Raw genomic sequence first — 10,902 nt, forward strand, 5'->3', positions numbered from 1 at the left:
AAGGGAGCCTTTTTGTAGACTTATTGTGTGTCAGAACTAATAAGTACTATGAAATTGCTCCTTTCGCACTATATATTTAAGCTATCACACTGATAATTAATGATCTTTTAATAATATTCGTCGATCTAAAGGATCTACACCCATCTTCATTGAAAGAAGCTTTTGGTCCATTCATTGTGAATGCAAATACGCCATTGGGCTTAAGGTGGTCATGTATGGTTTGAAAAATACTGAGCATATCTGATTTCTCTCCGAAGGGCAGAGACCATACTGAAAATACGAAATCATATTTTCCATTCATAGAAACATTCGAAAAGTCACCTTGTTGAAAAGAAAAATGACCAGGAAACCCTTTTGCTCTTTGTGACATAATTTTAAGTGGGCGGCTACTTGAGTCAATACAACTGACATCCCAACCTTTTTCAATTAAAAATATCTTCATTACCTGAGCCACAACCTAGATCAAATGCTTTGGCGTTTCGATCAATATTACGGTTTTTATACTTTAATTTTTGGTAAGTTTCTTTGACTAGATAATAGGTACTTCCGTCAACACGACCATCAATATAGCTTCGCCATGAGTCGAAAGCGTATGCATGTTGAATAGATAATAGCAGTTGGAAACTAAAGAGCGTTAGTAAGGTTTTATATTTCATTTTTTCTGCCTACAATGAAAAAGACAGAGCTAAAATAACCTGATATAGATAGACAATACTTGAATACGAACGTTTAAAATTTAGTGAAACAATTCGTGTATAAAGTCTTTTTTCAATATTACTATTGAAACACTAAATTCAACCCCAATATACTCTTAATAACTCATTTCATCATACGGAATTGCAATATGACCCAAGAGAGTGAAGCGCATATCGAACTTCCCGTATTACCACTGCGAGATGTGGTAGTTTACCCTCACATGGTTATTCCGTTGTTCATAGGCCGCGAAAAATCAATTCGTTGTCTAGAAGCAGCAATGGAACAGGATAAGCAGATTATCCTTGTTGCCCAGCGCGACGCCGATCTTGACGAACCAACCACAGATGACATTTTCGATGTTGGTACCGTTGCTTCAATTCTGCAACTGCTTAAATTACCCGACGGTACCGTAAAAGTATTGGTTGAAGGTGGAAAGCGTGCAGTAATTGAAAAGTTTACCCAAGAAGACGAGTACTTTGTTGCGGTAGCTGGCCATAAAGATTCTGGTGAGCTAGACAGCAAAGAAGAAGAAGTACTTGTACGGAGTGCCATTGGCCAATTTGAAGGTTACATCAAGCTGAATAAAAAGATTCCGCCTGAAGTATTAACTTCACTTTCTGGTATCGAAGAAGCGGCTCGCCTAGCAGATACAATGGCTGCGCATATGCCGCTTAAGCTTGGCGATAAGCAGTCAGTGCTTGAGATGTTCAATGTATCAGAGCGTCTTGAATATTTAATGAGCATGATGGAAGCAGAAATCGACTTACTACAAGTTGAAAAACGCATTCGTTCTCGTGTTAAAAAGCAGATGGAAAAGAGCCAGCGCGAGTATTATTTGAATGAGCAAATGAAAGCCATTCAAAAAGAGCTCGGTGACTTAGATGAAAGTCAAGACGAATTTGAAGTGCTTGGTAAGAAAGTTGAAGAGGCTCAAATGCCATCAGAAGCTAAAGATAAAACTTTAGCCGAGCTGAACAAATTAAAAATGATGTCACCGATGTCAGCAGAAGCGACAGTTGTTCGTAGCTATATTGATTGGATGACATCAGTACCTTGGAAGAAACGCTCAAAAATTAAGCGTGATCTCTCTAAAGCCGAAGAACTATTAGACACTGATCATTATGGTCTAGAGAAAGTAAAAGAGCGCATTCTTGAGTATCTAGCGGTTCAAAGCCGAGTCAAATTATTGAAAGGCCCGATTTTGTGCTTAGTAGGACCTCCAGGTGTGGGTAAAACTTCGTTAGGCCAATCTATTGCCAAAGCGACAGGGCGTAAATATATACGTGTTGCTTTAGGTGGTATTCGTGACGAAGCAGAGATCCGGGGTCACAGAAGAACTTACATAGGCTCAATGCCGGGTAAGGTCATTCAGAAAATGGCAAAAGTTGGCGTTAAGAACCCATTATTCTTGTTAGACGAAATCGACAAGATGAGTTCTGATATGCGAGGCGATCCTGCATCTGCATTACTAGAAGTGTTAGATCCTGAACAAAACGCAACATTCAACGACCATTACTTAGAAATCGATTACGACTTATCAGATGTTATGTTTGTCGCAACGTCTAACTCGATGGATATTCCTGGACCTTTATTGGACCGTATGGAAGTAATTCGTTTGTCTGGTTATACCGAGGACGAGAAGCTTAATATTGCTACGCAACACTTATTGCCTAAACAAATTGAACGCAATGGCTTAAAAGCGTCTGAAATTGAAGTAGATGAAAGTGCCGTTATCAGCATTATTCGTTACTACACTCGTGAAGCTGGTGTTCGTGCACTTGAACGTGAATTGTCTAAAGTTTGCCGTAAAGTAGTTAAGCAAATCTTGCTGGATAAGTCCGTTAAAAAAGTGAAAGTGGATGAAGGAAATATCAAGTCATTCCTTGGTGTCCAGCGCTTCGACTACGGTAAGGCTGAGTCGAACAACCAAATTGGTCAGGTAACAGGCCTAGCCTACACTCAAGTTGGTGGTGATCTCTTGACCATCGAAGCAACATCGGTTCCTGGTAAAGGTAAGCTTTCTTACACAGGTTCACTTGGTGATGTTATGCAAGAGTCGATTCAGGCTGCAATGACGGTAGTACGTGCTCGTGCGGAAGAGTTAGGCATTAACCCAGATTTCCATGAAAAACGTGATATTCATGTTCATGTACCAGAAGGGGCGACACCGAAAGATGGTCCTTCAGCTGGTGCAGCAATGTGTACTACATTAGTATCGAGTTTAACGGGTAACCCTGTGTGTGCCGATGTAGCAATGACTGGTGAAATTACTCTACGTGGTGAAGTTTTACCGATTGGTGGACTAAAAGAAAAGTTACTTGCAGCACATCGTGGTGGCATAAAACGAGTACTGATACCTAAAGAAAACGAACGTGATTTAGAAGAAATTCCACAAAATGTTGTGGCTGATTTGGAAATTCACCCAGTTCGTTGGGTAGACGAAGTACTTGAATTGGCGTTAGAAAGGCCAATTAAAGGCTTTGAAGTGGTCAAAAATCCAAAAAAAGCAAAAAAATAGTGTTATTTGCTTAAAAAACATGAAAAAAGGGCTTAACAAAACATAGACCTGTGGTAGCCTAGGGAAGTGGAGAATCAGCACCAAAACCCGCGGAAGCGCTGGTGTAGAGCTAAATCAAATTATTTTTCATTGGTTTTAATAGTTAGCTTGAACTTTGGTTTTAAGCTTGTTATAAAAAGCCTCCGCAAGCCGCGTAAAGAGAAGGACTTGGTTGCGGTGCTAAAAATATTACATTCAAGGGGATGACATGAACAAATCTGAACTAATCGAGAAAATAGCGTCTGATGCAGACATCACTAAAGCAGCTGCTGGCCGCGCATTAGACTCTTTCATCGCAGCTGTGACTGACACGCTAAAAAGCGGTGACAAAATTTCTCTAGTTGGTTTTGGTACTTTTGAAGTACGTGAGCGCGCTGCTCGTACTGGCCGTAACCCACAAACGGGTGCGGAAATCAAAATTGCAGCAGCTAAAGTGCCTGCATTCAAAGCTGGTAAAGCTCTGAAAGACGCTGTTAACTAAGAACAGTTTGTAGCCTTTATAGGTTCACGTGTTTAAGCACTGCGTCGCAGTGCTTTTTACGAGAAGGGCTCTGGAGTTTACTCCAAACACCGACTTAAGGCGCACATTTGTTGCGCCTTTTTATTTGAGATCTAGAAAAGCAAATGTAACGCTCAGCTGCTTGTTCTAGTTTAACGCAAAAAGCGAGAAATCTGATGTTAGAAAAGATTCGTGATGGTTCACAAAGCTGGGTTGCTAAAAGCATCTTGGTTCTTGTGATCTTATCTTTCGCCTTTGCTGGTATTAGTAGTTACCTAGGTTCGTCAACAGCTGTGCCTGCTGCGACAGTTAACGGCGAAGATATCAGTAAAGCAGAGCTTGAACAGGCTTATCAAAGTGAGCGTAATCGCTTACAACAGCAGTTAGGAGAAATGTTCGATACTCTGTCTGCTAATGATGGTTATCTGCAAACAGTTAGACAACAAGTATTAGATCGCCTAGTCGCTCAAAAACTTGTAGATCAAGCGGCTAAAAAGTTAGGCCTTACGGTTTCTGACGAGCAAGTAAAGAAAGCTATTTTCACTGAGCCAGCATTCCAAACCGATGGTAAATTTGACAATGATCGCTACCAAGCGTTGCTTCGTCAATTAGGTTACCAGCCAGTTGCTTTCAGAAACACGATGCGTAACGACATGACTCGTCGTCAACTCATCGAAGGTACTTTAGGCAGTGAGTTCGCCCTGAAAGGTGAAGCTAAACAAATTGCAGAGTTACAAGGCCAAAGCCGAGACATTAAATATGCAATTGTTAATGCAGAGCCATTTAAAGCTGATATCAAGGTTTCTGACGAACAAGCAAAAGAATATTATGACACTCATCAAGATCAGTTCATTCGACCTGAAATGATCAGTGTTAATTACGTTGAGCTTAATTCTTCGGATTTAGCTAAAAATGTTCATGTAACTGATGCTGATGCACAAGCTTACTATGATGAACATAAAGCTGAGTATCAGTCTCAAGAGAAACGCTTGCCAGCTCATATCTTGGTTCAATTTGGTGATGATAAAGCAAAAGCTAAAGCCAAAATTGAAGAAATTAAGAAAGAATTAGATAACGGTGCTGATTTTGCTAAATTGGCTGAAAAAGATTCAGAAGATACGTTTTCAGCTAAAGAAGGCGGTAAGCTAGATTGGTATGAACATGGCGTTATGGATCCAGCATTCGACAAAGCGATGTTTGAGCTGAAGAAAGGTCAAGTTTCAGACGTTGTCGAAAGTGAGTTTGGCTTTCACTTGATCAAATTGTTAGATGTTCAGCCTTCGACGACGATTGAGTTTGCTAAAGTTAAGCAAGAAATCATTCAAGATCTTAAGAAGAAGCAAGCTGATGAAGAATATTACGAGCAGAAAGAACAGTTAGCAAATACCAGTTACGAGCAACCAGACTCTCTTACTGATACAGCTAAAGCGGTTGGTGGTGAAGTTAAGCACACTGCATTGTTCTCTCGCAATACAGTTCCTGCCGAGCTAAGTAACCCTGAAGTTATCAAAGCTGCGTTTTCTGACCAAGTATTGCAAGATGGTATGAACAGTGAAGTTGTTGATATTGATGACAGCCATTCAGTTGTACTTCGTGTCAATGAGCATAAAGTAGCAGGTACAAAGACTTTTGATGAAGTTAAATCTGATATCGTTGCTCGAATTGCACAAGAAAAAGCGAATGAAAAAGCGGAAGCTAAAGCAAAAGAGTTTGCTGCAAGTATCAAAGCTGACAAGTCTGAAGTTGAATTAACAGCGAAATCAAAACTTCATCGCTTTGACCGTGAGCTTAATTCTGCAATCGTCACTAAAGCATTCCAAATGCCAGCGCCAAAAGGCGTTCCTTCAGTTGATACTGTTGGTCTTGCTGACGGTTTTGCTGTAGTTGTACTAGATAAAGTGAATGCAGCTGAAGGTATTGATGACAATGTAATTGCTTCTCTACAGCAGCAGTTAGTTAATCAATACAGTAACCAAGATTACACTTCACTTGTTGCTTACTTAAAAGCACACGCTGAAATTAAGTATTCGACAGATTTAGATGAAGAGACTGGCTTACAGTAAGCTAACGTCTTGACGAAAAAATGCCAGTCACTGACTGGCATTTTTATGACTGTTGATGATATTAACTTAACGACAAGATTTTATTCAGACCTAGAAATTTTATTCCCAGTATATGATGTCTAGATGTTGCCCCGTTTTTTTACACAGTTTTGATGCCGCATTTTCAACTTTTTCAATAAGACCATCAGAAGATTTAGTCGAAGTCGGTAAGCAATGTCCAGCTGCGATTCGACAATCAAACCTTTGATGAAAAAGAGTATTGGCTTCATCTTTCTCTTCTTCAATAGCATCTTTAAGTCTTGTAAGCACAGCTTTCATACCGTAGTCATCAACTGCAAATATTCCGATAGTGAATATGCCTCGGTCATTTCTTGCGATAAGATCATCTTGTCTAACCAGCTTTTGTTTCAACTTTTTAGAAAATGATTGAAGAACAGGTTTCGGGTTAGCGGTTTCATCTAAGACGGGGCAGACGTATAAGATCGCTAAACCTTGCTGTTTGGATAAGTGCTTTTGCCATTGTCGATTAAACGTCTCGACAAAATAGGTTTGGTTATAAACACCTGTATCAGGGTCTTTATAACTCGGTTTTCTCCATGAGTACAACATGCTTTACTCCTACAAAAGCACTCAAATAACCAGTACAATCTTATGTTTGTGATTTGTCACCGAGTTAAAGTATAGATGACAATTTTGAAAAATCATCTGTAGACCCTGATATAACAGCATTTACCCTAGGGTCTGCTTATCTTTCAGGATTGAGTTTTGTGCTATTTTAGCGTTTATCTACTCAAGGCGTGAGAAGTGAAGTTTAGCCACCTAAGTGAAGTGCTCACAACATAGAACAGTGGACGCTAAAAAGCATCGAAGACAGCGTAGATTGGTTGTTGCTACAGCGTTATCGCTTGCTTATTTGGAAACGAAGTAACGACAGATTTGTATGTCGGTAATAACCAAATCACACAAGCTCCGCCTTGTATAAAAAACAATTTATCGCTGCAAAAATAATCACGAAAGATAAACAGACCCTATTCTGCTTGTTTAAAAATAAGGATAAAATAATGAAAAAGTCGCTACTAATGATCGCAATGAGTGCAGCACTTTCGCTGACAGGTTGTGATGATTCGGCTGCACCAGAATCAAAAACGAGTAAACCTGCAGCTAAGGAATCTACTGTTTCGATGAAAGAACGGGCGGACATTAGATATTTGAAATTGGTTGACCAATTTTTTAATGATCAAATTAAGCTCAACCCTTTAATGGCCACGTTTGTAGGTGTTAATGATTACAATGATCAATTTGGTGGCGATTTAACAGAAGAATATTTGAAAGCTCGCCACAATTTGAATCAATCATACTTAGATAAAGTACGTAAGATTAACCGCAAAGACTTATCACCATCATTACAGTTTAGCTATGACCTGTTTGCCTATGACCGAAATATGGAGCTGATTGGTGAAAAGTATCCAGATCGTTGGTTACCGATGAACCAGTTCTATAATACAGTGATCACTATGGTACAGTTGGGTACAGGTGAAAGTGCTCAGCCATTTAAAACCGTAAAAGACTACGAAAACTGGCTATCTCGTTTAACCGGGTTCATTCAGTGGACTAAACTAGCTCAACAACGTATGGATGAGGGGATTGAAAGTAAAGTTGTTTTACCTCGAGTACTCGTTGAAAAAATCATTCCTCAACTGCAATCACAGCTCGTTGAAAAGCCGGAAGAAAGTATTTTCTATTCCCCTGTCAACAATTTCCCTGAAACTTTCTCTGATGCGGATAAAGCAGCATTAACCGCTAAATACAAGGCTATGATTTCAGATGAGTTGCTGCCAGCAATATCGAGTTTGAAAGGTTACTTTGAGACGACATATTTGCCTAAGTCTCGTGCAACTCATGGTTGGTGGGGACTCCCAAATGGTAAAGCATGGTACCAACATTATGCGAATCATCACACTACGACGAAAATGCCAGTTGATGAGATACATGAAATTGGATTAAGTGAAGTTTCTCGTATTTTATCGGAAATGGATAAAGTTCGTGAGCAAGTTGGATTCAAAGGTGATCTTAAAGCGTTCTTTGCCTCTTTGTCTTCTGAGCCTCAATACTTCTTTGAAGATCGTCAAGGTTTGGTTGATGGCTATATGGACTTAAAAACTAAGATCAATAAAGAGCTGCCTAAATACTTTAATATCATGCCCGTTGCGGACTATATTGTTAAACCAGTTGAAGCTTTTCGTGAAAAGTCAGCAGCAGGTGCTTCATATCAATCACCAGCAGTTGATGGATCTCGCCCAGGTATTTTCTATATTAATACCTATAACCTAAAGGCACAGCCTAAGTGGGGCATGACGACGCTGTCTTTACATGAGGCTGCACCGGGTCACCATTTCCAAATTGCGATTAAACAGGAGTTAAAAGGCGTTCCACAGTTCCAGCGTTTTAGTGGTTACACTGCATTTGAAGAAGGTTGGGCGCTATATGCTGAATACTTAGGTATCGAAATGGGACTCTTTACAGACCCTTATCAGTACTTTGGTAAGCTGTCTGATGAAATGCTTCGTGCTATGCGTTTAGTTGTGGATACAGGACTTCATGCTAAAGGGTGGAGTCGTGAACAAGCCATTCAATACATGAAAGATAACTCACCAATGGCTGAGTCTGACATTGTTGCTGAAGTAGAGCGTTACATGGCAATTCCGGGTCAGGCACTTTCTTATAAAATCGGTCAATTAAAGATAATCGAATTGCGTGAAAAAGCTCAAAAGGCGCTTGGCGATAAATTTAATCTTAAAGACTTTCATGATCAGATTTTAACAACAGGTTCATTACCTATGGCTGTTATGGAACAAAAGATTGACCATTGGATTGCTTCTCAGAAATAATCAATGAGTTAACAAAGATAAGGTGACCGTTGGTCGCCTTTTTTATCCAAGGAAGAAAATGATAAACCTAGAAACCGAAAATCTTACTTTACGTTCACTTTCAGACTCTGACTGGCCGCTATTTCTTGAAATGAATTCAAGTGTGGATGTATGTCGATTCATTAGACCCCCTCAAGCAGAAGATGAAACCCGACAAACGTTCGAGCAGAGAAAGAAACCGTGGGACTTCGATCTTAATGAGTGGTTGGCGTTAGTGTTAGAAGATCGAGATGGTAATTTTGTTGGTTATTCAGGTTTTCGATGCATTGATGAAGAATATAAGGATGCGGAAGTTGGATATATGATGCACCCAAGTGCTCAGGGGAAAGGTTTTGCGACAGAAGCACTGCAAACAATTACTCAGTGGGGCATTCATAAGTATGGCATCCGAAAGTTCATTGCTTATTGCGATGTTGAAAACATCGGTTCGCAACGGGTACTGCAGAAGACGGGTTTTTGCCAAGAAGGGGTGTTGAGAGAGCACGTACAAAATGGTGAACGTTGGGTTGATGATTGCGTTTTTGGTTTATTGAGTCGTGAAATCAAGTGAATGAAGGTATAATCCTGTTTTCGGTTTTTTATAGCGTAAACTATGTCAGATATTGAACAAATTGAGTTGCGAGAAGGCGACGAATTCATTGAGCTTTATAAGGTTCTTAAAATTCAAGGCATGATCAGTGCTGGTGCGGAAGCTAAGCAAGTGATTGCTGAAGGTTTGGTGACGGTGAATGGTGAAGTAGAGACTCGCAAACGTAAAAAGCTTGTATCTGGTGATCTGGTTACGTTTAACTGTGAATCAGCTGTAGTTGTGGGACACGGAGAAGAATTGATGTCATTGCCAGACGATGATAACGGTAAGATGTTATTAGCTATGGCCGAATCAGGTATGGATTTGAGTCAACCAATGGATGTAGATTTCTTCTTAGTCTTTGATGAACAGAGAGACGCTGAAACTGCGCTTGAAGATTTGGTCAATTCAGACTCAGCTGGTGAAGTTGAACTGATGTTCAATGAAGAAACAACAAAACATGAGATCATTGTGACCTTAAATATGGTCCCTGAGTATGAAACCATTGTTGCACAAGAAGCTGAATTGAACAGCTTTGCGGAAGATTATGACGGCATTACTGATGGTTGGGGTGTAATGCAAAACCAAGAAGGCGATGATGATTTTGCAGACGACCATGAATGCGGTGAAGGTTGTTCTCATTAATCTCTGATTTCTGTATCATCTAACTACTTTTCTAAGCCACCGTTTTGGTGGCTTTTTATTACCTAGAAAAATTATGGAATTTGAACTTACTCTACAAGTTGCGTTACTGCTTTTTGCTACAGCGGCAGTTGCTGGTTTTATTGATTCAATTGCTGGCGGTGGTGGCCTACTTACTATTCCAGCATTAATGTGGGCTGGTGTTCCTCCTGTCGCCGCACTCGGTACCAACAAATTACAAGCGTGTGCAGGCAGTTTTTCCGCAACGCTATATTTTGTTCGTCATGGAGTGATTAAACTTAAACAAATGTGGCTATCGGTATTATGTTCTTTTGTTGGAGCTGCAATTGGTGCCTATTGTGTTCAGCTTATTGATACTGAATTATTGATGTTAATGCTTCCTTTCTTGATCTTGGGAATTGGTTGTTACTTTTTATTTTCTAAAAAGCTAAATGATAGCGAGAGTCAACAGCTACTTACTCCTACTCTATTTGCTTTTACCGCTGCACTTTCAGTTGGTTTTTATGATGGCTTTTTTGGGCCGGGTACAGGCAGTTTCTTTGCTCTAGCTTTTGTTACTTTATATGGTTATGGACTCGCCAAAGCGACAGCTCATGCTAAGTTACTCAACTTTTCTACCAATATTGCGGCATTAGGTGTGTTTATTTTGAGTGGGCATGTGTATTGGCTCGTTGGTTTTGTGATGATGATTGGCGGCATAATAGGTGCGAATATCGGTTCACGTTTGGTGATCAGTAAAGGCAGTCAAATTATTCGACCGCTGGTTGTTGTAATGTCCTTGGCGATGAGCATCAAACTATTAATGGATCAGATGTCTTAAAGGTCAGTTGGTCGATTCAAGATTAAGCCACCATCCAGGTTATTATTGAAGTGTAAGATTTTTGAATACACATACGAATGTATATACATTGTGCTCATATACTTGTTAG

Annotated in this window: 10 protein-coding genes and 1 pseudogene; 8 read left to right on the forward strand and 3 right to left on the reverse strand. The window is 39.9% G+C overall.

Annotated elements, in window-relative coordinates; translation table 11 throughout:
* Positions 1-76: 76 nt before the first annotated feature.
* Positions 77-442 (reverse strand): methyltransferase domain-containing protein, encoded by a 366-nt coding sequence (locus JQC92_RS06190; RefSeq protein ID WP_204998836.1) that lies wholly within the window; start codon positions 440-442, stop codon positions 77-79.
* Positions 423-656: a hypothetical protein gene (locus JQC92_RS06195; protein WP_204998837.1), complete on the reverse strand. Its 234-nt coding sequence runs from the start codon at positions 654-656 to the stop codon at positions 423-425. The genes JQC92_RS06190 and JQC92_RS06195 overlap by 20 nt, the downstream gene beginning before the upstream one ends.
* 188 nt (positions 657-844) lie before the next feature.
* On the opposite strand from JQC92_RS06195, the gene lon reads away from it, so the two are divergent.
* The 3 genes from lon (at position 845) to JQC92_RS06210 (ending at position 5,815) form a co-directional block, all read left to right on the forward strand.
* Positions 845-3,214 carry an endopeptidase La gene (gene lon, locus JQC92_RS06200; RefSeq protein ID WP_204998838.1) on the forward strand — a complete coding sequence of 790 codons (2,370 nt, stop codon included), beginning with the start codon at positions 845-847 and terminating at the stop codon, positions 3,212-3,214.
* Between the two features lie 247 nt (positions 3,215-3,461).
* The gene (gene hupB, locus JQC92_RS06205) at positions 3,462-3,734 is read left to right on the forward strand and encodes a nucleoid-associated protein HU-beta (RefSeq protein ID WP_121839368.1); all 273 of its coding nucleotides are present in this window, start codon (positions 3,462-3,464) and stop codon (positions 3,732-3,734) included.
* A gap of 194 nt (positions 3,735-3,928) precedes the next feature.
* Positions 3,929-5,815 carry a SurA N-terminal domain-containing protein gene (locus tag JQC92_RS06210; RefSeq protein ID WP_204998839.1) on the forward strand — a complete coding sequence of 629 codons (1,887 nt, stop codon included), beginning with the start codon at positions 3,929-3,931 and terminating at the stop codon, positions 5,813-5,815.
* A 99-nt stretch (positions 5,816-5,914) separates the two neighbouring features.
* Here JQC92_RS06210 and JQC92_RS06215 read toward each other — a convergent pair whose 3' ends face one another.
* Positions 5,915-6,424 (reverse strand): nucleotidyl cyclase domain-containing protein, encoded by a 510-nt coding sequence (locus tag JQC92_RS06215; RefSeq protein ID WP_204998840.1) that lies wholly within the window; start codon positions 6,422-6,424, stop codon positions 5,915-5,917.
* 452 nt (positions 6,425-6,876) lie between these two features.
* Here JQC92_RS06215 and JQC92_RS06220 point away from each other — a divergent pair, with 452 nt between their 5' ends.
* The 5 genes and pseudogenes from JQC92_RS06220 to JQC92_RS06240 all read left to right on the forward strand — a co-directional run bounded on the left by JQC92_RS06220 (position 6,877) and on the right by JQC92_RS06240 (position 10,793).
* Positions 6,877-8,703 (forward strand): DUF885 domain-containing protein, encoded by a 1,827-nt coding sequence (locus tag JQC92_RS06220; protein ID WP_204998841.1) that lies wholly within the window; start codon positions 6,877-6,879, stop codon positions 8,701-8,703.
* A 58-nt stretch (positions 8,704-8,761) separates the two neighbouring features.
* On the forward strand, positions 8,762-9,292 hold the full coding sequence (locus JQC92_RS06225) for a GNAT family N-acetyltransferase (RefSeq protein WP_204998842.1): 531 nt from the start codon (positions 8,762-8,764) through the stop codon (positions 9,290-9,292).
* 42 nt (positions 9,293-9,334) lie between these two features.
* Positions 9,335-9,553, forward strand: a pseudogene (locus JQC92_RS06230) (RNA-binding S4 domain-containing protein); the annotation flags it as partial.
* Positions 9,554-9,571: 18 nt separating this feature from the next.
* Entirely contained in the window at positions 9,572-9,955 is a 384-nt protein-coding gene (locus tag JQC92_RS06235; RefSeq protein ID WP_129946368.1) for a ribonuclease E inhibitor RraB, read from the forward strand.
* A gap of 73 nt (positions 9,956-10,028) precedes the next feature.
* The gene (locus JQC92_RS06240) at positions 10,029-10,793 is read left to right on the forward strand and encodes a TSUP family transporter (protein WP_204998843.1); all 765 of its coding nucleotides are present in this window, start codon (positions 10,029-10,031) and stop codon (positions 10,791-10,793) included.
* The last annotated feature ends 109 nt before the right edge of the window (positions 10,794-10,902 follow it).

Origin of the sequence: Parashewanella hymeniacidonis (assembly GCF_016900895.1) — a bacterium.
Classification (GTDB): domain Bacteria; phylum Pseudomonadota; class Gammaproteobacteria; order Enterobacterales; family Shewanellaceae; genus Parashewanella; species Parashewanella hymeniacidonis.